Origin of the sequence: Verrucomicrobium spinosum DSM 4136 = JCM 18804 (assembly GCF_000172155.1) — a bacterium.
Classification (GTDB): domain Bacteria; phylum Verrucomicrobiota; class Verrucomicrobiia; order Verrucomicrobiales; family Verrucomicrobiaceae; genus Verrucomicrobium; species Verrucomicrobium spinosum.
On sequence record NZ_ABIZ01000001.1, the window covers coordinates 4,632,592 to 4,657,961 of the forward strand.

The window sequence follows — 25,370 nt, forward strand, 5'->3', positions numbered from 1 at the left end:
TTGAACGCGAAAGGGTTAGCCTCCAGCACCAGCTGAACAGGTCAAAATCCTCTCCGGAAGGCGTCATGAAGGCAAAGCACCGTCATTACAGCCCTCCCATCTCGCGGTTTCTCGTCTCCGTCCTCTACCATGAGGCCCAAGCCAAAGGCATTCCGATGACCAAACTCACGGATCAGCTTCTGCGCCAGGCTCTTACCGGCTCCTCAGGATGGCAGACTGCGGAAACCCTCCGGGAACAGGAGGCTCAGTACCAGATTCCGCCGGCGAAAGCTGCGTAGGAACCACCCACATCCCAAGGAATGAAGCACCGGCCCCACCACAGGCCGGTTTTTTCATGCTCTGGATCCACCCCACACCCACAAAACACCGCCATGGCAGTCAGACTATCCGCCAACTACAGCAAAAAGCTTGGTTTGCCCCAATACAGCAGCCACAGCTTCAGTGCCTCCGTCGAAGTCGAACTCACCGATCTCAATCAGGTCGAATCCGAATGTCAGAAGCTCTACCAGCTTCTTCAGCAGTCGGTCGACCAGGAGATTCAACAGGTCGGCTTCGTTCCCGATCCCAAGCAGTACGGCCAAAAGGGTTCCTCATCTGGTCTCCGCAATGGCTTCCACCGCAACGGGAATAACCAGAACGGCCGTCAGTTCAGGGTCCACAATGGTTCACAAGACCGCTGGGCCTGTACGGATGGTCAACGCGGGTTCATCCTGCGCATCACCAACGAGAACAACCTCGACAAGCAGGAGATCGAAGCTCTTGCCCATCGTCTCTACGGCCTGGGCGTGAAGCATCTCAACAAGATGCAGGCTTCCCAGCTCATTGAGGAACTCCTCACCCTGGCTGGCAAACCCCGTCAGTCCAGGTGGCATCAACAACCTCAACAACAGGCGGCATGACCAATCTCGCTGTTTCTCCACCCCAAAAGGTTGAGCGCAGCGAGAATGAGATCCTCACCGGCTTGCAGCAAACAGTTTCAGCCTCACGGCTCACCTTGTTTCTGCAATGCCGGTTGAAGTTCTACTACCGCTACGTGCTCAAACTGCCCAAACCCAAACCTGCTTCACTCCATGTCGGCAATGTGGTTCACGCCACCTTGAAAGCATGGCACAAGGCGAGATGGATCGGGACACCCCTCACCCTCAAAGGACTCCATGACGAGTTCTCGAAAGCGTGGGACGACCAGAACAAGGAAGAACCCGTCGACTGGCAGGGAGAAGAAGAAGACGAAAGGCTCACCGCTTGGCGTCTTTGCGAACTCTACTACCGCCAGTCCGGATTCGAACACGCTGAAAAACCCGATGCTGTGGAAGTACCGGTCGAAACCGATCTGTCCTCCCATGGTCTTCCGCGGTTGATCGGTGTCCTTGATCTGGTCCAGCAACGCAAAATCATCGACTACAAGACTTCGTCCACCACACCCAACTCTGAGAAGGTGGCGCACACTCACGAAGTGCAGACCAGCATCTATGCCATTCTCTTCCGGGAAGCCGCAAGCATCCGGGAAGAAGGCATTGAACTGCATCATCTGGTCAAATTGAAGAACCCAAAGCTCTGTATCACCCAGCTTCCTCCGATGACCGACAGCCAGCAAAACAGGCTGTTTCATCTTCTGGAAGCCTACCTGGAAGGAATCGACCGCAAGGACTTCGTTCCTTCACCAGGCATGGGCTGCGCGAGCTGCGAGTTCTTCAACGAGTGCCGCCACTGGAATTAATCGAACCATCACCACCCCAAAACCGGAAGAGAAGCCAGCCATCTGCCCTCGTGGTGGAGGCTGGCTCTCTTCTTTTACCCGCCTATGAAGATCATTCCCCTCCTCATGTTGTGCTGTCTGATGCTGGTCACAAGTCCGGCAAAGGCAGGCTGGTTTCCCGAAAAGAAAGACGATCACAAAGAACGGCTCGTCTTCATGGAGAACCAGCTCCAGTCACAACGAAAAACCTCCGATGGTTGGGCCATTGCCGCCGGCATGCTCTGCATCGGATGTGTTTTCCTCTTCGTTCTTGGAACCGCCCTTGGATCAAAAGCCCGCCATGCAGCATCCCAACCTCAACGACAGCCGCTGGATTGATGAAGACAATCCGGAAGTGCTTCCGCCAGCCCGGACCAACAACTGGGCCACCCGATGTCGCCAGTACTTTTCCAAGTACTGGAACCCCAGGTCTGTTCAGCCGCCTCAAGCGGATCCGGACTTTCCACAGTATTCGGCTCCTGAACGGGCTGCAGAAGTCCTCCGGTACATCTTCAACCTCATCGAGCACTGGCTCTCTCCTCTCGGCACCCTCCGGGAATGGCTGCGGATTAACGCCCGCATCGCCATTTTTCTGTTGGTACCGATTCTTCTGGTTGTGCCACTGATCACCTACGCGCTTGGACAGTTGAATGTCTGGGCAGCGTTGATCGCGACGATGACCTCGCAGGTAGTCATCTTCCCTCTCTCAGCCCTGCTTCTGGTAGGACTGATCATCGCCCTCATCCACGTGAGCAAAACACTGGTGGGGCGCAACACGCAGGGACGCAGACCGCCACCGAACTACTACGAATAGAGGGACTCCCCTCACCCGCAACCCCAACCCAAATCAGACCCGCATGCCTTCACCGGCGTGCGGGTCTTTTCATTTCAAGCCATGCAAACCACTCTTTACTACCGCCAAGGATCATCCGACAAAGTCTACACGGTGAGCATCGTCCCGCAGGGTCTTCGCTTCGCCGTCAACATCGCATACGGCCGCAGAGGCTCCACCCTGCAGACGGGCACCAAAACCGACGTTCCCGTTGCCCTGGAAGATGCTCAGATCATTTTCCAGAAGACGGTGAAGGAAAAGACCACCAAGGGCTACATCGAAGGAGAAGCAGGAACCCGATACACGGAGACCGGCAGCGTCCGTAAAAATACGGATATCCTTCCCCAACTCCTGAATCCCATCACGGAAGAACATGCACAGAAGTACATTGAAGATCCCGCCTATTGGATGCAGGAAAAGCTCGATGGTCGGCGGATCCTCCTCAAGAAGACCGCGAACCAGGTCACGGGCATCAACCGTCTGGGACTGGAAACGGAACTGCCCTTAACAATTGTTAAGTCAGCAATGGAACTCCCGGGTGACTTCCTTGTGGATGGTGAAGCCGTTGGCGACACTCTTCACGTCTTCGACCTCCTGGAACTTGCAAATGGAAACCTGCGTGATCAGCCCTACGGGCAGAGAATGCTTAAAGCCATCCAGTTGTTGGCAGGCAGCATCTACAACATGCACCTCAAGCATGTCCCCACGGCTACTCTGACTGACAATAAACGGTCGGTGTTCGCCGTGATGAAGGCCCGGGGCAAAGAAGGTGTGGTCTTCAAACACGAAGACTCTACCTATATTCCAGGCAGACCGGCTTCAGGTGGTTCCCAGCTCAAGTGCAAGTTCTACGAGACGGCTTCGTTCATCGTCGGCAAGATCCATCCCAACAAGCGGAGCATTTCATTGCTGCTGTTTGAAGGCGACAGGATCAAGCCAGCGGGGAACGTCACCATCCCGGTAAATCACGACATTCCAAAACCCGGGGATGTGGTGGAATGCCGGTACCTGTACGCATTCAAGGAGAGCGGCTCCATCTTCCAACCCGTCTACCTGGGCAGAAGGGATGACATTCGCGCTGCTGAATGCGTGGTGGGACAACTGAAGTATAAAATGCACTAAAACGAGTACATTGAATTGGGCTGCCCCTGCATCTAGTATACAGGGACAGTTCATCCCTCTCCAATCCCGAAAGACATGCACAAGCTTGACTTCCTTGAGGTAGGTAAAATCGACCAGGTGCCGACAGCTCCTCGACTGTATCAAAAGTCGTGCCGCGAAGCACACGCACACTTCACGTACAACGTCGGACTGGTCGCGGGTCTCGCAGTACTACCAGGCTTTTCCTTCTGGGCGGCACAGATTTGGCAAGAGTGTTCCACTGAAGCACATCGCCAGATAATGGGCAAACACCGAAAAGTGCCGACCCACAACCAGGACACCATGCTGCGTATTGGCCTCAGATCCCGTGAACTCATGGCACGAGAGTTCAATATCAGCAGCGATCAACAAATCGACCACTTAAAAGAACGAACAGTAACGTTTGAGGAGGTAATTTCGCACTCCGCCTACTTGCACGGAGTGGTAGAAAATCTACTAAAGTCCATTTGCGTCCAGATGTGGGGGGCATTTGAAGTTCTGTGTGAAGACGTCCTGAACGGATCGCTTTGCTCACTACCGACTATCTTCGGTCATGTAGCTCCAGAGGACATGAAGTTCCGAAGCAGGAAGGCAATCCGCAAGTCGTTTACAAAGGCGTTCGCGAGCGACCCAAAAATCGACTCAATATTATCCGACCTTCGCATCGACGCTAGCGCAGCCATCCGTAATTTGCTTGTACACAAAGCAGGAGTTTGCGACATCGACTTCCTCCAGGACACAAGAGGTTGCCAGACGCTGACGCAGTACGCGAACATTACACCTGGAACAGCACTAAAGTTCGATGGGCCTTCTACGTTCGCAATTGTAAATCCGATTGTCCACTTGGGACACGAGTTGCTTATTGCGACAGACAACTGGATCTCATCCAAATTGCCCTCACACCCAAGTACCTAATCCTAGCTACAACTTCGCTTTTAAACCCATGTCCTCTCAAGAGGCATGGGTTTTTCATTTTCAATCTCAAACCCAGAAAGGAAACCACACCATGACACCCATAACCTTGCCCGTCGCAGAGCTTAAATCGGCTCTCAGCGGCTTCAGCAAGATCATTCCAAAGAACAGCACCCTCCCCGTCCTGCAATGCCTCAAAATCGAGCGCACACAGGAAGGTTGGATTTGTCTCACCGCCACCGACCTCGACAGGTTCGTGACGCTCAGACTCGAACAACCGGCCAAAGGTGAACCCGCCTCGCTTCTCGTCCCCTTCGACAACCTCCAAAAGGTGGTGAAGACCTGCGACAAGAACCAACGGATCCACCTGGAAGCCGGCCCCAACAACCACCACAGCATCAAGTTTGATCTCGTCGGCCAGATCGGGGAGACCAAATCCAAAGCTCCCCCGGTCGAGGAATACCCGGAAATCCCAAGGATTAACGGAGAACCGACACCGGTCTCTGAATCGCTCAGAATGGCGATTCTAGACGCCATGACCTGCGCCTGCACTGACGACACTCGACCGCCGCTGAAAGGCGTCTGCGTCGACGTAAGCAAGCATGATGCACACTACGTTGTCGGGACGGATGGGCATCACCTCTACAGCTGCAATTCTTTCAATCTGCCATTCAAGAAATCCCTGCTCATACCAAGGCACAAGTTCCTGGCGTGGAAGGATTTCAATCTCGATGGCGAATGGAAAATGAAGGTCTCGGACACTTCGGACGCCAAATCTGAAGTCAGTCTACAAATCAGCAGCAGGAGGTGGCGCTTCATTACCAAACAACTTCCCGGCAACTTCCCGAACTGGCAACAGTGCGTCCCGGATCCTACTTTGGCAAAAACTCACCTCGAACTGGTTCCCGACAACCTGCAAGCGGTAGCGCAGGTCATCCAGAGCATGCCGTGTCATGATCCCAAGCATCAGACCATCGGCATTCAATGGAACGGGAAAGAGGTCGCACTCCTGACCAAACAGGAACCCACCGATCCATGGAGTCGCATCTCGATTCCAGACGCCAAAGGAACAGGACCAGATGTGACGATCTTTTGTGACCGTCGCTACCTATCCAAAGCCCTGGAGTACGGCCTCACCACTATTGGGCTCATTGATGAAATCTCTCCACTTCGACTCTACCGCGGTGGAAGACAGATGATCATCATGCCTGTGCGAACAATAGGCGCAGTTGAAGAAGTTCAACCTCCACAGCCTGCCCTTACTCATCGCAAAACAGCAACGTCACAAACGTCGCCCACACCTCAACCACCCAAACCAGAAAGGAATCCCATGCCAGCCCCCACAAACACCCCTCCTGATCATGAACAAGCCCCAGGCATTGATCAGATCGTTCAGGTCATCGGAGAAGCTCGTGACACCATCGTGAATGGCCTTAACCGGCTCCAGGATGCGTCCAAGCAACTCCGACAGCTCCAGAAGGGTCGTCGCAATGCTGAACGCGGTCTGCAATCGGTACGAGCCACCATTCAATCCCTCACCCGCCTGAGGATCTAGCGGAACGACCATACCTGAAACGGGAAAGGGCTGGACGTGCTTCGTGCATATCCGGCCCTTCCTGTTTTCAGATGACATCATCACATCAAATGGAAACCGAACCCAAATTCGAAATGGGCGGTCTTTCCCTCACTCCAGGCGCCCTAAACCTCCTTGATCCCGAAGAGGTGTTGAACTCACTGAACCGGCATCAACGTGGAGACTGGGGAGACTGCGATCACGAAGACGCCCAGGCAAACGATCTTGCATTGGTAGAAGGAACCAGAGTGTTCTCCGTCTACCACGACAGGCGGGATCAAAAATTCTGGATCATCACCGAAGCAGATCGATCCATGACTACGGTAATATTGCCAGAGGAATACTGACGACTCCGGACACTTCGGACGGTTAACCTGCACTCCATTTAGAATTGGGCACACCTTACGAAGTGACGCCTATTTCACTGGGGCTCAATGACTGTCCGAAGTGCTCACGGTTGAGGACGGAATTCAATTCTGTACTGCAACATCAACGGGCAGCACTGAGAACAGAGTGTCTGCCAAGTTGGCTAGGAAGCCGATAGCTTCATCACGGCCTCCCTCCCTGTTCTCAAAGAATTTACCAAAATACCATCCTCCTTCTTCGTTGACACGTTCAACAGAACGATCTCGAAGACGATTCTCCACGCCCTCAAGAAGGGATGATCCATTAACCACCCAAATACCGGCGTAGAACTGCTTCCTTGTTCCGTCACCCCCTTGCCCAGGTGTCTCCAACATCAGCATCCAAAGCTTACCTGTCACATCTGAGTAACGAAATGCCCACCCAACGTCTTTGAAGTCAAAAGCAATTCCAGGCACAGCTTTCGACAGCCGGGAATTAATCTCGCCGATCAAGAAGGCATTGTAGCCTCTTAGCAAATTCTGCGCCGCCTTTATCGTCAACAGATTCTCCTCAACAGATCTCGCCTGCTCTTCGGTTATAGTCATGTTCTCTCCTTGTAGTTCATTCATGTGAAGACATAGTTCACGGGCAAACACAACCCATTTTGAGGCTTCTTGTACTCGCTTGATGGAATCAAGGGCCTTCCCAATACGGCCAGACAGGTACCCTAGCGATCTCCATTTCCAGTTTGATTTTTCACCAGGACGTCCATCCCGGGGTGAAAGCAGAACGTACTTCCATGAGACGTTTGGGAATCCACTCCTCAACCCTCTTTCGTAGGTGTCGAGGTCATTATAAAGGTCAGCACGGACTTTTGTTTCCATCAAAATTCCCCAATCATGGCCGACAACAACAATATCGAGCCGACCGCCTTCTATTGGAAACTCACGCATTACCGACACAGGACCGTAGGCAATCAGTTCAGAGTCCAAGTCAACAGTTCCCATGAGAACTGAAAGAAACAACGTACCCAGCCCGTGACCTTCGTCTGGCTTGAGAAAGAACGCCAACAGGTCAGACAACGGATTCTCGTAGTGACCTCTGCCGGCTAAAGAAAAGAGCGTCTTCTCTGGGGAGACAACTCCTGCGCGCTCAACCAATGAACGTAAGCTCTCAAATATTTTGGGTGCATCAGTCTCCATGCAACAACGGCATACCTTCGCCAAAACTCAGTGTCCAGTCCCACAACCAAAATTCTGCTCAAACGTCTACGTCTTTTGATACCATTGACGCTGTTCCATCACCCAGATCTAGAACAACTTGGAAAAACCTGTCCGAAGTGTCCGGACGGCCCTTCTGGACCTTGCCGAAGCCGCAGGAAAATTTCGGCGATCCTCCGTCGGATCATCCCCTCATCTCTCACTGTCATCCATGTTCCCCTTCAGAGAAGCATGGGTTTTTCATTTTCAGCCAAAACCACAACCCTAGACCACCCATGCATATGCAACTACTCGAACAACCCAAACCAAAACGTCCCACCCCGAACCTGATCCTTCACTGCGGAGCTCACAAAGCTACGCTGGATGAAGTTCAGGATGTCAGAACACCCAGGTCGACATCTAGCTGGTGTCCCATCCCGCACAACCGACTGATCGACACCGTCCAGAAGACCCTGGCCAGTACCAATCTCCGCATCGGCACCCAGGCCCACAGCCTCAGCCATGAAGGTCATCGCTACTTCGGTCTGATGGAGATCTTGGGACCAAAGAACGATGATGACTACTGCTGGGTGTTGGGACTCAGAAACAGCCACGACAAGACCTTCCCAGCAGGTATTGTCGCCGGAGCCAGCGTTTTTGTCTGCGACAACCTTTCCTTCTCTGGAGAGGTCAAGTTCGCCCGAAAACACACCCGATTCATCGTCAGAGACCTCCCCGGGATCACGGAGAGAGCCATCGGTCAGCTCATGGCGAAATGGCATGACCAAGACAAACGCATCGGAGCCTACAAGGAAGCTGACATCGAAGACACCACCGCTCATGACCTGATCATTCGGGCCACTGACGTTGGAGTGTGCAGCAACCGACTCATCCCCTCTGTGCTGAAGGAATGGCGGGAACCACGATACCCGGTCTTTGAAGATCGGAGCGTCTGGAGCCTCTTCAACGCCTTCACGGAAGCTCTCAAAGACGGCAGTCTCGCAGAGCTCCCGAGAAGGACCGAAGCCCTCCACGGTCTGCTGGATGTCCATGTCGGTCTCGGGCTGAACTAGCTAAAGAAAAGGGATCCCTGCCAGCCTACGGCTTTTAGGGGTTCCTTTTCTTTAGCTTTCAAGTGGCTACGCGCCAGCACTAGACCGCGTGACTTTCACTTCCTCCAAAATGGGGCTACACCCGAAGCCATAATTCCGGGAGCCAGGAATTTATCGACATGCCGCCAACCTAAGAGGTACCAAGTCGCCTAATCAGCCGAGATTCCCTACAGAACATGCGAGGTTCCTTCTTCATTTGTTTGGTTGCATCCATCTACCGGTCTCTCCGCAACGCTGATTCCAAGCCATCCAAGTAGATTAGCGGGGGGCGTGCCAAAATCAAAGGTCAACTTATTACCGTTGATCCTGATACCTTGAACTATCTTATACTCCGCACCAGGGAACCGATCAGATACTTCGTTTGCCAATCCAGCAAAAAAGTTGTGCGCATCAAATAAGGTTGGAGCGAATGCTTGCGCAACAAAGTTGGCAAAGTCATGACTGAGACGAATATAATAGTCGTCTGTCAAGTTGATAAGATCCAAACGCCCGTCACCCTCCTTCAATCTGGACTTATCCCACTTTTTGTAACGCTCTACTAGCCATCTGGAGTCAGCCTCAATCGATAGCCTAACGGATGAGGCATCAACATTTCTCGAATAATTTCCCACAGGAAGACCGCAATGCTGTGTGAAATTTCTTAAATCTTGAAAGAAAGCAAAGGCCCAACTACTGGACTCCAAATGCTGCAAGCATTCCTGGAATTTCACTTCATCTGGCGAGCCTCTATGGACCTGAATCCAATCTTGTCGAAAGTGATCAATCACAGACTTTGCTGAGGATTGAAAGTTCAGAAGTAGCCTGTCGAGTTCCAACATTTCATCTTCAACAAGGTCCTTTGTCGGCGTGAGAAGCGACCGCACATAATTGCCCCATTGCTCGTAGTTTCGACGAAGGATCGCAAACAATTTGAAACGGTTTCTCGCATGAGCACCCACTTTTGTGTATTCTTCAATTTTCGCCTGCTCTGCATCGGACAACTCTCGAACGGCCTTGACGTCGAAGTTTGAGCTTTCAAAAATCACCCCTGCGAGAACTGGAAATTTCCACTCAGTCGGATTCGGTTTCATGGCTGCTTTGTCACAAATGACTCGTGCAGTGTCCCTCGCACCGAAGCACTTGTCAAGCTACTGGAATGCCCGCGATAGAATCGATTTCCATCCCGATACACTGATGACATCTTAGTCGGGACTGCCAGTCTTGGCACTACCTGCGCAACGCGTTTTGCACTATTACGTGGAGCACATCGATCTCCTTGTTCACGCACATTCCTTAGTAGAACTCTGACTTCATTCGGCTAGACCCCAGAATACCGGGTCCGTCTACGCCACCATATACTTCACCCACCTTTAGAGCCGGACAAATTTCGAGTCTGAGAACGGTATTTACGTCCAAGGGCGACACTACACCTCCACCGGCTTGACTGAGGTTTGCGAGACGTACACGGAGGCCGTGATCAATGAATGGCGGGCAGCGCATCTTCTCCACTCGCAGCTCACCCGCGAGACGGTGGAGCGAATCGTTGCGCTCACGAGGTTTTGATTGATAGTCTTCCAATCGTTGAGCCCGCTTCAATTGCCTATTAAAAAGTCCCATTTGAATTCGTGGTTCCATAGAGCTTGACGGTACAGTCCCGCCCATGGTTCTGGAAGTATTGGCGCGGAGCATCGCATTGGCTGCAAAGCCTCCTTCATTGACACTATAGCCACCTCAAACACCCGAGGCCCGCGACTAGTCGCCTCGCACTTCATAGATGCCGCGCGGCGCCTGCCAAGGAAAGGCGCCAAGGCATCCGCATTATTCGACATCTGCTCATTGATAATTGGCCAAGCAGAGCGACCGCGTGTCTTCCAATTCGCCGGGCATCGCTTCACGAGAATCCCTCGTTCATCTGCTTAGGCTTGACCTCCCGCGTCAGCGCTGGGAGCGCACTCTTGAAAACCTTGCATGAGCGCTTTATTGCCGCCCCGAACTGCTGACTTAAGACCTAGAGCTGAGTGCTCCGGCTACAATTCGTCCCCGAACTGTCAAGAAACGTCGGTTCACGCCCCGCCGAATCCGAGGCCATAGATTGTCATGCAGGAAAAGTGCGGTCATTATACGACAAGTCCGCAGAGTAAATTGCCTTTTGAACCGCAATTCGCGGTCTTCAACCTTGTAGCAGTAAATCTAGTAGCTCCACGGTTCACGTTAAACCAATCGAGAGTCGGAACGCCCCACCGCATCCACAGTGCTCACTCGCACTGCACCGCCACTCACAGCGCTTGCTGTGACGCGCATGAATGGTTGGACAGGTGCCGACCGGTGCATTTCAGGGATTAATAAACCATGTGGCGGGCTATAGCTTCGTCGAAGCACTATCTTCTGGATCTTGACCGTCTCCTTTCCTGCGAAGATATAGCCGAACCTTTTGGCAAGTCTCTTCGCTTTTAATGACACTTGAATTTCCGACGCTTGGAGTCCATCCATGAAGTGCGCTTCAATTCCAAACGGAACGATCAAGCGATGCTTGACCAGGAATTTCCCCGACCATGTAAGTGCAAATGGCAAAATTGCATCTGTGGACTGGCCTTGAACAAAAAACGGTTGGAGGCCAGGCGAAGCCGGATCTCTCATGCTGAGCGGCGAGTCAAATGTCACATTGATCTCTGACACCTCGATATCCTGTTCAGATGAAGAAGTCACTCCAAAGTAAAACAGCCCCATGCCATTGTTCTGATCCAATACGTGCGCGTCCGACTCTTTCACTGCCTCACCTCTTGGCAAGAGCAGCTTTAGCCTTGTTCGGTTTGCAACGAGTTCCCAGCCTGCCACAACAGGCGTAGCCAGCGTTTTACAGGCGGAAAGAAAGATTGTTCCAGGGTCCATCATATAAATTTTCCAAAAGTTGTTGGTTCAAAAATTGATCGCAGCGCCATCGCTGCCATTTTCGGAGCATGCGAATCTTCGGCAATTAGGCAGAGGGGAAATGTGCTGGCAAGTGATAATAGTACGCTACAAAACAGGTTGAGAGGCCGCAATTTTTTGGGCATCGGATGCGCGAGTTCACCATGTTGGCAGTGAAGTGGGGCAAGAGGTGAGCATCCCCATTGGCAGAAATATACTCGCCCTCCCCCCTGTTTTGGAAGCCGACCTAGTGCATGGTCCGGTTAGTGTGTGTGCAATGAAACTTGGTAAGCTTTTGTTAGTTCAATGATCCGTTTGAGTTTCTTAGGGCCTTTCGTCCAGATGTAGGCGCCGCAGGTCTTGTTGTATTGCTTAACAAACTCCTTGAGGAAGCGCACCAGCTCCCGGTTGGACCGGTGCACCGATTGTTGCAGCCCTTTGCGTGTGAGGATTGAGAAGAAGCATTCTGCCAGAGTGACCCAGCTGGCGTACGTGGGGGTGTAGCGGAAGCTCACCAGCGGTGCTTCTCCAACCACTCCTGGGCCAGGATCCCTTTGTGAGTGTTGAGGTTGTCCATCACCACGCACAGACGCACTCCAGGGTACTCTTCCACCACCTGGTTCATGAAAGCGATGAAGTCCGCGGATTCGCGGGTTTAGGCACAGCTTCCCGTATTTGTTTTTCGCCTTGGCGGTGATACTATGGAGACAATGGCCGGAAGCTCTTTTCCCCTTCAACACTATCCCACGGATCCGCCCCGCTTTTCGCATTGGTGGGCCGTCGTCGATTCGACCGGCGTTCAATGCTCTACTGCCCACGCATCAGACTATAACGAGCGCATTGATCGATAAGGAACTTCAGACCAGAAACGAAGTCCTGCGCTTGCGGGAAGGTCACTTCCAAGCGCCCTGGATTGTCGTGGCTAAGAAAGTTGATGAGATCTCCCGTTCCGAACACGCGCCCCACGGCCGTCTGGACAGCGGCTTCAGTTGTGGCTGCTGCGGCGTCGGCTTTGACCGCAGCGGCGAGTTTCTTTCGGATGTCATCTTGGATTCCAGCCGCCGCGAAATCGCCGCTGGTGTATTTGCCGTCTATCTTGAACTTCACTTTGCTTTCCAGCTTCACCGCCGCCCGCTTCAAAAAATCCTCCAGCACCAACCGGAGTGGTCCGCCCAACGCTCTGTAGGAGGCTTCATTGAGATTTGCATTGATGAACGCCCACGAATCGTCACTTACCGAAAGAGTGGGCCCGCGCTCGACTGTCCAACCTTCTACCTTCGTGAATTTCCACGTTCCTTGAATGCCGCGGGCGCGGGAAAGCGATTTGAGAAGATCGAACCAGTATTCGTCGTGGGTCGTAAGTAGAATCTGATACTCGTGGAATTCGTCAAAGAGCAGCTCGCCGACTCTATGGCGATGGTCTTTGTCGATGCTGGTGAGCACATCGTCCAACACGAGCATTGTGCCGGTAGGATTGAAGATCTTCACCGTTGCAAGGAAGATACAAAGGCCGAGCGAATCGAGATGCCCCTCGCTCAAAAACGCCCGAGGATCCTTCGGGTCTGCAAGCTCCAAAAACTGGATCGCCAGCTTCAATCCGCCAGCGGCAGCCCGGGAATCTGGTTTGAGCTCAAGCCCGGTGCATTCCGATCTTTCGTTCTGCTCTTCGCTGTCATGTAGCTTTTTGTAGAATGCAAGCACGGTGCCCGAGATTCGGGCAAACACCTCCTCGATTGCGAATTCCCTGCTTTTTTTGAAGGCCGCATTTGCAAATTTTGCCCGGCGAGCAACCTCGGTCGCGCGGCCATCTTCATCACAAGCGGCACGGATAACCTCGGCAGAAGCGATGGCGCGTTCCACGAAGGCGATAGCGCCTTCGAGTTTTGAAGAATCTGGCGCCACCAGCGCTTCCTTCTTCGTTTTCAGATCGGCGAGGCAGCCCGCCCGGAGAGTGGTTAGATCCTGAAGGCTGGCAGGAGGAGTCAACTCGTCCGAAGTCTTCGCGGCCTCAAGGAGAGCTTCCGCATCGGCCTTGGCGACCTTCAGCGACTCTACCGCATCGCGAAGCAATTGTTCCGCATGGCCCAGATCTCTGGCAATCAGGGTGACAATTGCGCCCAGACTCGTTCTTACCTTCGCTAAGGATGTGTTCCGGGCGCTCTGCGCTTCCTTGAGTTCGCGTAAAGCGGCGCTCCGAGTATTGAGACGCAAGACCAATGCGCCAACCGTTTCCGGCAATGTTTGTTCGCAAAGCGGACATGACTCTTCGTCCGGATGCGCGGCGAAGAAAGTGAGGCCGCCATCAATGATGTCGCTTTTCGCGGCATCGGCGATTCCGGCGGAGACCTCTTTCAGCTTCTTCGACTTACTCGCCAGCTCTTCCAGGTCGGTTTGCAAGGCGTGGTCCGACGACATTTCAAGGACGACAATCGCTTTGGACAATGCGTCGATTTTTTCCTTGTTCGCCTCCGGTCGCTTCTCCTTCAAGGCTTGCAAGGCCTTTCCGGCACCGTCCCAGTCGGAAACTTTTCCAACAGCTAGTCCATCAATCACCGTGGAGACCTTCGCCAGAATGTACTTGAGATTCTTCGGCGCGAATTGGGAAGCGGCGTCATCGAAGGCGGCCAGCCTCGCCTTGTAAGCCTCGCCTGCCGTTCTCGCTGTGCCGGCGCTCTCCTTCTCTGCGGTCACAAATGCTCCTTGGAGCGCATCGATTTCAGAAATGCCGAGGAGTTGAACGAACTTCTTGTAGCGGTCGGAGGCGTTGTTGGAGATGAATTCGAGAATCTGCGCGCGGCGTAAAATGAAGGCATTTACGCCCGGATGCCCATCAAGGTAGGCTTTACCTTGTGGCCGCTGGCAGAAAGTGGGGGCGTCCGTTCCGAGCGTTCTGCTAACGACCGCTCTCGATGGCGAGAGCGTAACGGAAACTTTTGGTGTTCCCCCGCGCCGGATGTGGCATACCGCCTCATCATGGTTAATGCCCTGTGTGCCCGAACCGACGAACCGCCCAACCTGTCCTGAAAAGAGATACTCAAAGCCATCCACAAGGCCACTCTTTCCCTTGCCGTTTGACCCTAGGATCACGATATTTTTCCCCCCGAGATCAAATTCCGTGTTCGGCAAGCCCCGGAAGTGCTCAAGGCTAACAAGTTTTACTGATTCACTCACCCTGCACCTCCTTCTCCTTCGGGTTCTCGATCGCCAATGCTGCTAGGATGTCCGCGGAAATCACGACGGGTTTCGCGAGGAGAGCTATGAGAGCAGCCTTAGCGGCGTCAGGCATCGTGGCGTCGGCGGACAAGCGAGCGGCAAATTCGCCTCCAAGTCCCTGATAAAGAGAGCCTTTTAGGTTTTCAGGGCCGGTTTCACCGGATGGAGGGATCTCAACGGGCATATACCTATCGCATTTACAGGACGGGAAGAAAAAAGTCAATCACCTCTCATACGGTCGGCCGTGGCCTGATCCAGCGCGACGTAACGAGGCATGAAGAAAGTTTCGATATGGGGGACACACATGTCGCACGCCGCTTCGAGGCTCGCCGCTAATCTACCTCACCAAATGCCATCAAGCTCTCGAGCTGAAAGCACCTCCAACCGCCTTTCAGGATTCAGAGCAATGCACTGCCTGAGGAAGCCCTTCGCCTTCTCGATTCGTCCCGCTTTCGCCTCAGCTTTGGCACAAGCAATCAGGACGTCACATACAGCAGCTTCAACATCATCACTTCCCGGCACCTGGTGGGCGACACTTGATACCAAAAGCAAGGCTTTGTCCAACTCCCCAACCCCAACAAGTATCTTGGCATGCAGTAGCAGCACCGACACTGTGACCTTCGCCTCAGTCGGCATGTCCTCAAGTGTATCAAACGCCTGCTGCCACATCCCTAGATCACAATAGCCCTCGGCCCGTATGAGTCCGTCGTTGTGGTTCATTTCAGTGCTGCGGTGAGGACTTCCGTCGTCCAGGCATAGAGCCCCGGCTCTTTGGATTCCCTGGAGCCCGCCACATTCAACTTGGCGACGTGGTGCGCTTCAATGAAGACACGTAGTTGCCCTACAGCATCGACCAGCCCAGCGTGAAGGTGCAGATGAGGTTTCCTGGTCTTCCGTGCCACGGCCAACGTCTTCGCAGATCCGCCCGACGCTTTTAGCGACCTGAGATCCACCTCAATGTGAAGTTTTTCCGTCGGCCTTTAAGTCGGCGAAAACCTGATATTGGTCGTTTACTAGAAGTACCGTTCTTGCGTTGGGGGGAACTTCCCCGGATCTACAATAGACTATTCCGAGAAAGTTGATGCTGCTATCCGCAAAAGTGGTGTTCCCGTAGTTGTCGGCAACTCGTGCTTCGACCTCTTGCCTCCCTTGTTCTTCTGTGAGACACCAACAAATTACAGGCAATGACAATTCTACGGTTTCGTGGCTCTCGCCAAAAATCGCCCAGGTATCAGGTTGAGCAGGGATGATTTGATGAATCTTTCGGTTGTGTGGTTTGTTCGCTTTCATCAAGTGGAATCTTCTTGGTTAGAGTCAATTGAAGAGTTTGGCAAGCCGCCACCGCCACCGCTTATCGTGAACGAGTCGTTCCTTGTGAAGATGATTGCAGAGTATATCCTTCTTGGTGAACTGCGACAATGGCTCCCAATCTGAGCCGAAAACATATGTGGCATTGTCCAATTCGGTGCTCTCCAACACAAACAGTTTACGCTTGTTGAAGCCAAAAGCAAAATAGCCCCGGAACCCGCCCCGACCCACGGCAATCAGGTCAGGGCCGAACTCCGCCAACCTCCGAAGTCTTGAAAAAACCACGAGTTGTTCGTCGGGACTCAAGTGCTTCGTAGACTCTGAAAGATGTTTTTCCGCCCGCTCCCAAGGGAACTCCCCCTTCGGCAACAGTTCCCAGTTTAATCGCCGAACTTTCGGTGCAAGCAGAGTGTGTCCACGTTCATCGAAAAGGTCAAATTCACCGAACAACTCAAGAAAGAGGTTCAACACATGGATATTTCTCGCTTCGTCTTTTGGAGTGTATGTACAAACTGAAGAGCAAAGATGGAGTGTTCCATCAATATCCTGAATATGAATTAATTCTTCCTGCGGAGGATTTATTATCCGGGGCCATCGCCTATATGGACGGGACACAATTCCTGAATGGGAAGTGCCATGCCAGTCCTCCCAGCTGCTGTAAACCATTCTATAAACCGTTTCCTTGTCGCCGGACTTGTCCAGTGTCTCGGATGCTTGCGAATTAGAGATTGAATGAGTGCCAAGGGGTGTGGGTAAAAATGATGTGTCCGTAGTCGGCTGCGACGGGCACCCAATCTCCACGAGTCGTTGACTGCCAATTTCCGGCAAGCCCAGCGAGAGCATGTACCGCTCGCCCTCCTTTAAAAACGGTCGGATGAGCGAGAGACTACGCGCTGCGGACCCTTTGATTCTTCGGGACATAACGGGAACGACTACTTGTTTGGTTAGGGGCGGAGACAACTGATAAAATGTGAACGAGTATCGATCAAACCAGACAATACTGTGCAGCCCCTTCTGCATTGCAATCTTTTTTGTTTGCAATGCAGAGGTAAAATCGGGCTGACCGGGCCGGAGAGGGTCGTTAACTGCCCGACTTCACCGGTTTGACAATAGTTCATTCCAGGTCGACAAACCTGTTGAGCGGTCCAAGGTTCCTTTATAAAAGAGACGCCCCGCCCCACTCGCCGCGCCGAAGCTGCTGAAAAGATCGAAAAGAAGCTGCAGTCAATCATTAGAGACATCGGGAAAATCTCATCCTTCAATGGAAAGGCGCGATTCATGGACAAGGTGCTTCAGGTTAATATGCTTGCCCACAATCTGGCCTGGGACCTCCGCTACGACGCAAACGAGGAAAGGCCCTCGACATGACCTTATCCCCCGCCTAATCGCAAGGTGAGCGGGCCGACACTCCTTCCGCAATGACGCATTTTGCGTTCAAGGCCAGTGAAAACCCACACTTCCGATCCAAGACTCCTCGGGTTTCCAAGCCAGTCCAGTTCCTAGACAAGGTCCCTCCATGGATTGCTGGATGTCCATGTGGGACTCGGGCTGAACTATCTCAAGAAAAGGGATCCCTGCCAGCCCGCGGCTTTAGGGGTTCCTTTTCTTTAGCTGGCAGCCATCGCTAAATGTCCACTTGCAGTCCAGTGCCCGACCTGCTAGACCAGTGACCGATTTTCATCTTCAAGAAGAAAAAACACCACCTTCACCTCGAACAAACACCACACTTCACTACGGCCCCTTCAAGCATGCACTTCGTCACAAAATGGCTAAAAGCTCCAACGATTTCTGACGTTGCTCAGCACAGATCGTTCGAGGAGCAACGAAAGAGAGCTCGAATCCTTATCATTGACGATGATCCTAACGCATTTCCTGTAGAACTACTTCAAAAGGAGGGCTACAACCTCACTCACTGGTTCAAGGTAGAGAACTACAAACCACTTGAGTCCGGAGAATATGACATCGTCGTTCTTGATATCCAGGGGATACTTCCCGAAAACAAATCAAATGAAGATGGGATCGATCTCTTGCGACATATCAAAACCTACAATCCAGCTCAGATCGTGATTGCATACTCTGGCAAGAAACACGACCTAAACAAATCAGATTTCTGGAAACTTGCTGACGACTATCTCGGCAAGCCATCGTCAATAATGATCTGCAAACAAAAGATCGACGAACTACTCACAAGCAGATTCTCTATAGACTATTACTGGTCCGTAATAAAAAACCTACTTCAATCACAGGAGGTTAGCGAGAAGGACATCAGCAAACTGGAGACAAGAATGGCCAAGAGTCTAAAGAAAAAGAAACCTTTAACGAAAGACGACATATCTGAGACTATCAAGCTCAGTCGAGAATCACTTGCAGCCGTCTCATTGGTCGTCGGTTTAATTACCCGTCTATACAGCACACCGTGAATAGAAGCATTGAGATTCTCCGGACTATATGCCCTCTGCCATTCATAGCAAGTGGACAGGAATACGATGGAAACACACAAAAACAGCCTTCTCGCTGTCTGAAATGTGTTCACAAGGCCTGCACTAGCGAGTCTGCATCGCCCCTTGAACACAATGTCTGCCCTGAAACAATGTCGTACTACACTACATCATGGCTTGGGACACAGATCACATTCAACGGGTTAATCGTGGAGGATCGAAACAAAAAAGCGCCAACGCAGCTAAAAGTGGATCTCCGAAGGCTTTGCATAACGCATCACAACGCTCAGACTATCATCGGGAATATTCAACTTGTCGGCCATTTACTGAGTCGTGAATTGGACCTTGCAACCAAGGAAACGGTGAGCTTCCTCCACGACATTAGATCTTCTCTCTCACTCGTCATGTCAAACTGCGAGGCCCTGATATCGTCATCAAGTGGCAATGACTTCAGCTCAAAGCTGCATTCGTCGAGCCAACCTCTGAGGAACCTATATGGTTCAATCGGTTTACTTACCGAACAATTGAACCTTGCAGATATTATCACGAACCCGCAGTCCATCACGTTTGGAAGGAGGTCCCAATGCTCCCTGCATGGATTTTTGTTCAGAATTGTAAAGTTGTTTGAATCCAGAGCAAGCGAGAAAAGGGTCTGGCTTCAACTCGGAGAACTCAAAGGAGAGATCTTCCTATCGCTCTATCAGTCATTCCAGTTTGTCCCCCTGATTCTCTTAGACAACGCATTGAAATACTGCAACCCTAAATCGAACGTCTATATTCAAATTTCGCATGCAGTTGGCGATCTTCGTATAACATTCACGTCTTACGGAGAAATTGTTCCAGACGACTTTCATGAAAAAATATTTGAAAGACACGTCCGAGGACCTAACGCCCTGAGTAGCCAGATCCAAGGATCGGGACTTGGTTTGTCCATTGCCAAAGCGGTAGTTGAGGCGCATGGCTATGCTATCTTCTACTCCTCAGCGCCGCAATCTCAGCAAAACTTTTTCACGATTGTCGTTCCGAAGGGTTCTTTTGTTAAGACAGGGCGTTGACGATGGATGACATATAGTAAGAGGCAAAGCTGATCACTGACAGTCTCCCTTTTCGCAAGTGTGAAGACCTCAATACCCCGACCCGACACCTTTAATGCGAACTCATTTCCCAAGGCAATGTGCCCAATCGCTAATGTTCGACCTACATTACCGTAAAGTCGAATCAGGCGTTCCAGAAGGTTTCAGTCTTTGATCGCGATCACTTTTGAGAACCCCGGGAAGAAATGCATCAATCTCCTCATCAGCGAAGGTTAAGTCCTCCTTGGTCTTCAGAGCAGCCTGGGCCTTGGCGTATGCTTTGCTAGTGGTGGCTGGAGCACTTTCGTAGATTTTCCCCAGATCCGCAGTGATCGAGTCACGTTCCTTCTGGAGTGTTTCGATAGGCCGCTCCCCCATCACGATATCAACGAGCAAAGTCAAATACCGCTCCCGAATCATCCAAAGCGCAGCGCCTGTTTGCTTATGCTTCTGAGCAAGCTGCCCATGGTCGTAGCTCTTTGTGTATGTGTTTAGCCCGAGAAGAGCAGTGGAAACCAAACCACCCACGATGGATGACCATTTCCCAGCATCGAAGGCAGCAGCTATAAATCCCCCCGCAGCCACAGCTGAGCACACAATCTGGCAGAGTTTGATCTGCGCCCAGGCGTCAAGCAACAAGTCTGCGCACTTCTCATGCGTCTTATGGCTGTAGACGACACGGCCATAACATTCCCGGATCTGCCCTTCAAAAACACGACGGGAGAAAGGGGTGTCGTCAGTTCGAGAATGGAGAGCAGCAGATGCTGCACCTGTTTCGCCTGGGGTACCGCTTTCTTCGGGATGGGACGGATTCATGAGATCTTGACGGTCTGCTGTATTGAATGTTTTCGAATCAACTTCACCTACTTCCGAGTAGCTGTTTTAGCAAGGATGCCCTGCCTATCGGTCTTCGATTGGAACGTGGATTCTATCCTTCGCTACTACTACACCATCTTTGATGGCATAGCATTCGACAATGTGATCTCCCTTGAAGTTTGTTGTCTCTGTCTTTCGCATACGGCCTCCATCAGGCCAGATCTGCCCGCGCACACAGTCCCTACGCTTCGCGACTTCACCGCGATTTAGGACCTTCCATTTAATAGTGTATGGTTCAGAGACCGTGATCTTGTTCACCCAAAATTCCAGGCTTTTGCTCGCCAAGAGTGGAATTTTTTTAGCAAGCATGTCGCGAAGGAGATTTATCCTATAGCCGGACTGCTTCACTTCACAATCAAGCTTCAACGTATATCGAATGTCGACCGGATATTTATCCTCGATGAACTCCTCGGTATCCCGCCAAGTCGAAGCAGCTTTCGTGATGGACTCCTCCATAGCCTCTTTGGGGAGGGGGAAGGGCCGCCCATATACCTTGCGCCACTTCTCGTTCGCGTTCTTCTGCTTCTCAGCGTTTATGGCTTCAACAGACAGCGCATACGCTTTTCTAGCTTTACGCTGAAATTTTTTCTTAACCCTGACCCACTGACGACTGCCCGGAGCAGCGTAGCGGTCCTGCTCAGGAAGCTTCCAAAGATAGTGAAAAAAATCACGACTGAGCCAGTCGTAGTAAAGAAAACTCCTGCTATCGTATTCGGTTGTTTGGCAAAGGAAATTGTAAGCCAAAGTGTCAACCAGAAGTCCACCCATCTCCAAGCCATGTTTATTACGCCATGCCCGCGCCATCTTGCAAAGACGCTTCAGATTGTTGTTTTTGTCAGTATCCTTGGCAGAAATCTCGGCCATCTCTTCACGCGGCTTAGTGATCTTCCAACTGGACTCGCCTTTGGTGTCTGGATACTTAAAGCTACCATCGACCTGCTCAAAGACGGGTTGAACTTCTACATGGAAGTTGGTGTAGGTAACGGTAACGACGAGCCTATCCACTTTTACAACTGTTGAGGGATAGCGGGCCTTTATTGCGTCCTTGGTGTGCTGAAGCAATCTCAGCTGTCCGCCATCCTCATATGCCGCCCACTTCCCTTGGGGCATAATGTAAAGCATGTCGAGGTCTGACAATCCGTTGATGCCAGTTTTCCGACCAAATGAACCAACCTGAAGGCTGTTGGCGGTTTTGGATTCGGTCTCACGAAATTTCTTGTTGAGCGCCGCAGTCAATTCACCGTAGCGCAGGCTGATAGTCTCTGCATTCTGGATGGTAAGATTATCTAGGAACTCGTTAAAGGTCTCCGCTACTTTCATTGTTAGGTGGCAGATGATGATGTTGTATCGCTTAAGACGAAAGGCGGCTGGGGAGGCTAATGATGCCAAAGGTCCTATTTGCGATATCGCAGGTGAGTCCACCACCAGCGAGTGCGAATATTTGAAACGAATGACAGTTTCTATCCATCACTCGTGGCATGAACGCCCCCAACCAAGTTTGCCGTAGTAAATGACGAGGTCCCGGCACCACTTCTGTGGCGCCGGGTATAGTCTTTGGTTAGGTCTGGTGCTCGACGACAGGCGCAGATCCGGAGCCTTTCACCAAGGTGATAGCATCCAAACAATCTTGCTTGTTGTGGTACCCTTCACTGCTGACTGCGAGCGTTTTTCCATTGGAGGCATTCAGCCACCACCTCCACTCGCCCTTGTTGTCTTTGTAATAGTAGTACTTCATGTGCGCACTGCCTGCTCAAAACGCTGTGCTCGGGATCTGACACCACTGTCCACCCGAACACCTGCTTCTCTCACAGGTCTTCTTAACTGCCCTTTCGTTTGACGTGGGGGCACAGAAGGTGCTAAAACTGAAGTCTCTTACCTCCTCAGTTTCCCAACGTTTTCCCACCGAGGACAACGGCAGAGAAACTTGGATGACCGCACTTGGCGAAAGCTGGGTGCGGTCTTTCTATGTACAACCTTCCCTTCTGCTATTCCTCTGTCGAACCCGCTTGGAAGCGGACTCCGCAAGTGAAACACAACCGGTAGTGGTAGGTACCGAGGATTTTGCCTATATGTAGCGCCGTCGCAACTTTTTTTTCAAAAAAAAATCAACTACGTTGAAGAGGCAACTCTGCGCTTTTTAAATATACGCATCATGATTTGATGATTCGTTCTGTTCTAAAGAACACTTCCGCGCGAGTCTTCGAAAAAATCATGCCGGGTCAAATGGAAGGCGGAGCGTAAAGACACCATCATCATTAGTGGATATGTCCCTAACGGAAGGTGCTTCGAAGAGCTCATCGTGGGCCGTAGGTGTGGCTGAAAGCTCGACTACGTAAGCAGCGTTCGTGCGGACTTTACGGCGTTACAGAAGGGCAAAGGTCATGGACGCCATCCGGCCGCTCATCGTGAAGACCTGCCCTTTCAGCAACTTGCCTGAGACTGGCAAGAGCCGTTGGGACGCAGCTTGGACGGAGAGAAGAAGCGAGAATGCCGGTGGGTGGATCCGAAGGTGAAAGCGACAGTTGCCTTCGTGGAATGGACCGAGGACGGGAAGCTCAGACACTCAAGGTTCGTCTCAATATCTTGACGCCCGTGGTACACCTGAGACATGTGTGGCCGCTTTCGCTTTCGGGGAGAACTGCGGGAAGACGAACTCAAGCATATCCCCGGGCTGGAGATCCGTAGCGCCTTTCCGCCTCGCTACAACATCGCTCCTACCCAGATGTCTCCTGTGATCCGGTCCACAGTAGGAGGAGGGCACGAGGTTGAAGCCCTGCGGTGGGGTTTGGTGCCTTTCTGGGCAAAGGATCAGTCTTTTGGCAGCAAGGCCATCAACGCCCGCTCCGAGACGGTAACGGAAAAGCCGGCGTTTCGTGCCGCATTCAAATCCCGGCGGTGCCTGGTGCTCAGTCACGGCTTTTTCGAATGGGAGAATCTTCCCGACAAGAAGAAGCAGCCATGGCTTTTTACCCTCCCCGGCCAGGGCCTCATGGTGTTCGCGGGTCTATGGGAGTCCTGGAAACCTAAAGATACTGCCCCAGACACTCCACGGACAGAGACCTTCACCATCCTCACCACCACGGCCACCACCAGGGGAGCGTGGATTCACGATCGATTTCCCGTGATCTTGGAACCCGAAGACTGGTTGCATTGGATGGATGATGCCATCAGTCCCCAGGAGCTTGCCCGACTAGTGGAAAAAGTGCAAACAGGCAGGGCAGCCACTGAAATGAACCAGTGGCCCGTGACACCGAAAATGAACACGGTGAAATACGAAGCGCCTGATGCCGTGAAGCCCCTATCTCAGGATCAATGAACGTTACCAGTGAAAATGATTAGAGCGAATCTGCTCAGAGTGGACTAGCGCTTTCGATCACACTTCCACGTCATACGAGCATTCAGCTTCGCCGCGCTCTTGACGACGAATCTCTTCTTTTAGCCGACGCCAGTGCTCTTTCACCTGCTTCTTGATTCCGCCGTCTCCCATGATGCGGGCGGCCTCAAAAGCGTAGCTAAGAAAGTTGTGACGGCCCAGGTATGAATAGCGGATGTATAGCTGCTTCACCCGTAAACGAGGAAGATGAGGAAACTCAGGGACCTCGGCACATCTGCGCATGATCGCTTTGGCACGTCTCACTCCCCTTCTCATCTTGCGACAATACCGGGCAAGAGATCCAGGGCGTATCCGCTTGTGGCGACCGTCGAAGGTAAACCCCAGATATTGCAGAGGTTTGGGAGTCGTTAACAAGCTGTTAACCATCCTGAAGTCGATGCGCTCAGTTTTCTTGTCGTTAACCTGTAGAAAGAGTCTCGTGCACCACTCCAGCACCAGTCGCTCAGCTTCGTCACGAGCCTCGGTATTGGGCAAGACTAAAAGGAGATCATCACAGTACCGGCGATACAGCCCCCCATGGGAATCCGCAAACGACTTCATTGCCTCGTCGAACTCCAAAACGTAGATGTTCGCCAGAACTGCGCTGATGGGCGATCCCTGAGGAATACCCATCCTCGATCGGTTCACCTCGACTAGCCCTCCACCTCTGACCTTGTCTCGGAACTCAGCCGGGGTGCAAATTCGCTGTCTTCTTGTGCTGTGGTTGTCGTGAGCGTCTAAACCCATGACCTCACGGAGCTGAACACGGTTCACGCTTGCGTGTTTCGTGATCGCCTTGAAGACGGCATAGTGATCCGCAGGTAGTGTTTCCACTCCCATGCACCGACACCATGCACGCTTCAGATGCCGATGGTCTAGTCTGTCAAAGAACTGAGAGAAGTCCATCGCGAGTACTGAGCACGGCCCTCTCCTGCGGATATCCTCGAACACATCATTCGCAAAGTGTATGTTTTTGAGCGCGACGTCTCTGCCTCCTTCCCGTCGTCGCAGACTCCTGAATGCAGTCACAACATCCTGAAGTCCCAGTTCACACAAGTGTAGCTCGTAGCACTCGCTTAGAATCTGTGAGTACCATCCGAAAATGTGGCTATCGGCGTGAGCCGCGTACGCGATCCTCCTTTGTTTTGGTGTTGATTTCTGGATTCCCCCGCCCTCTTTCTTCTGAACCTTCACGGTCTCCACAACGTGGTGGATTAAGGGGTAGAATGAGTGGCAGGATACTTCCGCGGCATCGGTAGCTAGAGCCCTCGCGGCGGCCTCGTTGATCGGATGGTCGAAGTGGAGGTAGGTTCGCGGATTGAATTTAAACTCTGGCATCTGGAAAAAATTTGCCA

General features: G+C 52.2%; 26 protein-coding genes and 1 pseudogene. 14 read left to right on the top strand and 13 right to left on the bottom strand.

Features of this window, described 5'->3' with window-relative positions:
- Positions 1-65 precede the first annotated feature (65 nt).
- From VSP_RS18745 to VSP_RS18785, 9 genes are all read left to right on the top strand, one after another.
- Positions 66-278, top strand: a complete 213-nt coding sequence (locus VSP_RS18745; protein ID WP_009962622.1) for a hypothetical protein — start codon at positions 66-68, stop codon at positions 276-278.
- A 93-nt stretch (positions 279-371) separates the two neighbouring features.
- Entirely contained in the window at positions 372-899 is a 528-nt protein-coding gene (locus VSP_RS36155; RefSeq protein WP_009962623.1) for a hypothetical protein, read from the top strand.
- Positions 896-1,717, top strand: a complete 822-nt coding sequence (locus tag VSP_RS18755; RefSeq protein ID WP_009962624.1) for a RecB family exonuclease — start codon at positions 896-898, stop codon at positions 1,715-1,717. Before VSP_RS36155 ends, VSP_RS18755 begins: the two co-directional genes overlap by 4 nt.
- Before the next feature lie 84 nt (positions 1,718-1,801).
- On the top strand, positions 1,802-2,074 hold the full coding sequence (locus VSP_RS18760; RefSeq protein ID WP_009962625.1) for a hypothetical protein: 273 nt from the start codon (positions 1,802-1,804) through the stop codon (positions 2,072-2,074).
- Complete coding sequence (locus VSP_RS18765) at positions 2,037-2,549, top strand: hypothetical protein (RefSeq protein WP_009962626.1); 513 nt, start codon at positions 2,037-2,039, stop codon at positions 2,547-2,549. The genes VSP_RS18760 and VSP_RS18765 overlap by 38 nt, the downstream gene beginning before the upstream one ends.
- A gap of 81 nt (positions 2,550-2,630) precedes the next feature.
- Positions 2,631-3,689 (top strand): WGR domain-containing protein, encoded by a 1,059-nt coding sequence (locus VSP_RS18770; RefSeq protein WP_009962627.1) that lies wholly within the window; start codon positions 2,631-2,633, stop codon positions 3,687-3,689.
- 75 nt (positions 3,690-3,764) lie between these two features.
- Positions 3,765-4,622, top strand: a complete 858-nt coding sequence (locus VSP_RS18775; protein WP_009962628.1) for a hypothetical protein — start codon at positions 3,765-3,767, stop codon at positions 4,620-4,622.
- Positions 4,570-6,174, top strand: a complete 1,605-nt coding sequence (locus tag VSP_RS18780; RefSeq protein WP_232289495.1) for a beta clamp domain-containing protein — start codon at positions 4,570-4,572, stop codon at positions 6,172-6,174. Before VSP_RS18775 ends, VSP_RS18780 begins: the two co-directional genes overlap by 53 nt.
- 89 nt (positions 6,175-6,263) lie before the next feature.
- Entirely contained in the window at positions 6,264-6,539 is a 276-nt protein-coding gene (locus tag VSP_RS18785) for a hypothetical protein (RefSeq protein ID WP_009962631.1), read from the top strand.
- A 123-nt stretch (positions 6,540-6,662) separates the two neighbouring features.
- Here the strand turns inward: VSP_RS18785 and VSP_RS18790 are convergent, their stop codons facing one another.
- Entirely contained in the window at positions 6,663-7,739 is a 1,077-nt protein-coding gene (locus tag VSP_RS18790; protein ID WP_009962632.1) for a PD-(D/E)XK nuclease family protein, read from the bottom strand.
- Between the two features lie 293 nt (positions 7,740-8,032).
- On the opposite strand from VSP_RS18790, the gene VSP_RS18795 reads away from it, so the two are divergent.
- Complete coding sequence (locus tag VSP_RS18795) at positions 8,033-8,809, top strand: DUF932 domain-containing protein (protein ID WP_232289496.1); 777 nt, start codon at positions 8,033-8,035, stop codon at positions 8,807-8,809.
- Positions 8,810-9,015: 206 nt separating this feature from the next.
- Here VSP_RS18795 and VSP_RS18800 read toward each other — a convergent pair whose 3' ends face one another.
- From VSP_RS18800 to VSP_RS42405, 8 genes and pseudogenes are all read right to left on the bottom strand, one after another.
- Positions 9,016-9,918 carry a hypothetical protein gene (locus VSP_RS18800; RefSeq protein WP_009962634.1) on the bottom strand — a complete coding sequence of 301 codons (903 nt, stop codon included), beginning with the start codon at positions 9,916-9,918 and terminating at the stop codon, positions 9,016-9,018.
- A gap of 1,120 nt (positions 9,919-11,038) precedes the next feature.
- Complete coding sequence (locus VSP_RS18805; RefSeq protein ID WP_029190567.1) at positions 11,039-11,719, bottom strand: hypothetical protein; 681 nt, start codon at positions 11,717-11,719, stop codon at positions 11,039-11,041.
- Between the two features lie 526 nt (positions 11,720-12,245).
- Positions 12,246-12,374 (bottom strand): annotated as a pseudogene (locus tag VSP_RS41105) (transposase); the annotation flags it as partial.
- Between the two features lie 167 nt (positions 12,375-12,541).
- On the bottom strand, positions 12,542-14,905 hold the full coding sequence (locus VSP_RS18820) for an AAA family ATPase (RefSeq protein WP_029190568.1): 2,364 nt from the start codon (positions 14,903-14,905) through the stop codon (positions 12,542-12,544).
- Positions 14,898-15,131, bottom strand: coding sequence for a hypothetical protein (locus VSP_RS18825; protein ID WP_009962640.1), 234 nt, complete (start codon positions 15,129-15,131; stop codon positions 14,898-14,900). Before VSP_RS18825 ends, VSP_RS18820 begins: the two co-directional genes overlap by 8 nt.
- A 158-nt stretch (positions 15,132-15,289) precedes the next feature.
- On the bottom strand, positions 15,290-15,667 hold the full coding sequence (locus tag VSP_RS18830) for a tetratricopeptide repeat protein (protein ID WP_009962641.1): 378 nt from the start codon (positions 15,665-15,667) through the stop codon (positions 15,290-15,292).
- Positions 15,664-15,900 carry a YpsA SLOG family protein gene (locus VSP_RS36160; RefSeq protein WP_009962642.1) on the bottom strand — a complete coding sequence of 79 codons (237 nt, stop codon included), beginning with the start codon at positions 15,898-15,900 and terminating at the stop codon, positions 15,664-15,666. The genes VSP_RS18830 and VSP_RS36160 overlap by 4 nt, the downstream gene beginning before the upstream one ends.
- Positions 15,901-16,261: 361 nt before the next feature.
- A complete protein-coding gene (locus tag VSP_RS42405) occupies positions 16,262-17,176 on the bottom strand; it encodes a hypothetical protein (protein ID WP_198141186.1) in 915 nt (304 codons plus the stop codon).
- An 827-nt stretch (positions 17,177-18,003) separates the two neighbouring features.
- Between VSP_RS42405 and VSP_RS18845 the strand changes: the two genes are divergently transcribed.
- Both VSP_RS18845 and VSP_RS18850 read left to right on the top strand, forming a co-directional pair.
- Positions 18,004-18,675: a DNA-binding transcriptional response regulator gene (locus VSP_RS18845; protein ID WP_009962647.1), complete on the top strand. Its 672-nt coding sequence runs from the start codon at positions 18,004-18,006 to the stop codon at positions 18,673-18,675.
- Positions 18,672-19,748, top strand: coding sequence for a sensor histidine kinase (locus VSP_RS18850; RefSeq protein ID WP_157210964.1), 1,077 nt, complete (start codon positions 18,672-18,674; stop codon positions 19,746-19,748). The genes VSP_RS18845 and VSP_RS18850 overlap by 4 nt, the downstream gene beginning before the upstream one ends.
- A 147-nt stretch (positions 19,749-19,895) precedes the next feature.
- Here VSP_RS18850 and VSP_RS36170 read toward each other — a convergent pair whose 3' ends face one another.
- The 3 genes from VSP_RS36170 to VSP_RS41110 all read right to left on the bottom strand — a co-directional run bounded on the left by VSP_RS36170 (position 19,896) and on the right by VSP_RS41110 (position 22,377).
- On the bottom strand, positions 19,896-20,582 hold the full coding sequence (locus VSP_RS36170) for an SLATT domain-containing protein (protein WP_156345247.1): 687 nt from the start codon (positions 20,580-20,582) through the stop codon (positions 19,896-19,898).
- 84 nt (positions 20,583-20,666) lie between these two features.
- A complete protein-coding gene (locus tag VSP_RS18860) occupies positions 20,667-21,962 on the bottom strand; it encodes a nucleotide-binding domain-containing protein (RefSeq protein WP_009962650.1) in 1,296 nt (431 codons plus the stop codon).
- A 238-nt stretch (positions 21,963-22,200) separates the two neighbouring features.
- A complete protein-coding gene (locus VSP_RS41110; RefSeq protein WP_009962652.1) occupies positions 22,201-22,377 on the bottom strand; it encodes a YegP family protein in 177 nt (58 codons plus the stop codon).
- A 729-nt stretch (positions 22,378-23,106) separates the two neighbouring features.
- On the opposite strand from VSP_RS41110, the gene VSP_RS43860 reads away from it, so the two are divergent.
- On the top strand, positions 23,107-23,229 hold the full coding sequence (locus VSP_RS43860) for an ATP dependent DNA ligase (protein ID WP_198141187.1): 123 nt from the start codon (positions 23,107-23,109) through the stop codon (positions 23,227-23,229).
- Positions 23,230-23,250: 21 nt separating this feature from the next.
- Entirely contained in the window at positions 23,251-23,958 is a 708-nt protein-coding gene (locus tag VSP_RS18870; protein ID WP_009962654.1) for an SOS response-associated peptidase, read from the top strand.
- Between the two features lie 57 nt (positions 23,959-24,015).
- Here VSP_RS18870 and drt2 read toward each other — a convergent pair whose 3' ends face one another.
- On the bottom strand, positions 24,016-25,353 hold the full coding sequence (gene drt2 / locus VSP_RS18875) for an antiviral reverse transcriptase Drt2 (protein WP_009962656.1): 1,338 nt from the start codon (positions 25,351-25,353) through the stop codon (positions 24,016-24,018).
- Between the last annotated feature and the right edge of the window lie 17 nt (positions 25,354-25,370).

What these genes read in the sequence shown, in the direction of transcription:
- VSP_RS18745 (WP_009962622.1), top strand. Translation starts at nt 66, where the DNA reads ATGAAGGCAAAGCACCGTCATTACAGCCCTCCCATCTCGCGGTTTCTC.
- VSP_RS36155 (WP_009962623.1), top strand. Translation starts at nt 372, where the DNA reads ATGGCAGTCAGACTATCCGCCAACTACAGCAAAAAGCTTGGTTTGCCC.
- VSP_RS18755 (WP_009962624.1), top strand. Translation starts at nt 896, where the DNA reads ATGACCAATCTCGCTGTTTCTCCACCCCAAAAGGTTGAGCGCAGCGAG.
- VSP_RS18760 (WP_009962625.1), top strand. Translation starts at nt 1,802, where the DNA reads ATGAAGATCATTCCCCTCCTCATGTTGTGCTGTCTGATGCTGGTCACA.
- VSP_RS18765 (WP_009962626.1), top strand. Translation starts at nt 2,037, where the DNA reads ATGCAGCATCCCAACCTCAACGACAGCCGCTGGATTGATGAAGACAAT.
- VSP_RS18770 (WP_009962627.1), top strand. Translation starts at nt 2,631, where the DNA reads ATGCAAACCACTCTTTACTACCGCCAAGGATCATCCGACAAAGTCTAC.
- VSP_RS18775 (WP_009962628.1), top strand. Translation starts at nt 3,765, where the DNA reads ATGCACAAGCTTGACTTCCTTGAGGTAGGTAAAATCGACCAGGTGCCG.
- VSP_RS18785 (WP_009962631.1), top strand. Translation starts at nt 6,264, where the DNA reads ATGGAAACCGAACCCAAATTCGAAATGGGCGGTCTTTCCCTCACTCCA.
- VSP_RS18790 (WP_009962632.1), bottom strand. Translation starts at nt 7,739, where the DNA reads ATGGAGACTGATGCACCCAAAATATTTGAGAGCTTACGTTCATTGGTT.
- VSP_RS18795 (WP_232289496.1), top strand. Translation starts at nt 8,033, where the DNA reads ATGCATATGCAACTACTCGAACAACCCAAACCAAAACGTCCCACCCCG.
- VSP_RS18800 (WP_009962634.1), bottom strand. Translation starts at nt 9,918, where the DNA reads ATGAAACCGAATCCGACTGAGTGGAAATTTCCAGTTCTCGCAGGGGTG.
- VSP_RS18805 (WP_029190567.1), bottom strand. Translation starts at nt 11,719, where the DNA reads ATGATGGACCCTGGAACAATCTTTCTTTCCGCCTGTAAAACGCTGGCT.
- VSP_RS18825 (WP_009962640.1), bottom strand. Translation starts at nt 15,131, where the DNA reads ATGCCCGTTGAGATCCCTCCATCCGGTGAAACCGGCCCTGAAAACCTA.
- VSP_RS18830 (WP_009962641.1), bottom strand. Translation starts at nt 15,667, where the DNA reads ATGAACCACAACGACGGACTCATACGGGCCGAGGGCTATTGTGATCTA.
- VSP_RS42405 (WP_198141186.1), bottom strand. Translation starts at nt 17,176, where the DNA reads ATGTCCCGAAGAATCAAAGGGTCCGCAGCGCGTAGTCTCTCGCTCATC.
- VSP_RS18845 (WP_009962647.1), top strand. Translation starts at nt 18,004, where the DNA reads ATGCACTTCGTCACAAAATGGCTAAAAGCTCCAACGATTTCTGACGTT.
- VSP_RS36170 (WP_156345247.1), bottom strand. Translation starts at nt 20,582, where the DNA reads ATGAATCCGTCCCATCCCGAAGAAAGCGGTACCCCAGGCGAAACAGGT.
- VSP_RS18860 (WP_009962650.1), bottom strand. Translation starts at nt 21,962, where the DNA reads ATGAAAGTAGCGGAGACCTTTAACGAGTTCCTAGATAATCTTACCATC.
- VSP_RS41110 (WP_009962652.1), bottom strand. Translation starts at nt 22,377, where the DNA reads ATGAAGTACTACTATTACAAAGACAACAAGGGCGAGTGGAGGTGGTGG.
- VSP_RS18870 (WP_009962654.1), top strand. Translation starts at nt 23,251, where the DNA reads ATGTGTGGCCGCTTTCGCTTTCGGGGAGAACTGCGGGAAGACGAACTC.
- drt2 (WP_009962656.1), bottom strand. Translation starts at nt 25,353, where the DNA reads ATGCCAGAGTTTAAATTCAATCCGCGAACCTACCTCCACTTCGACCAT.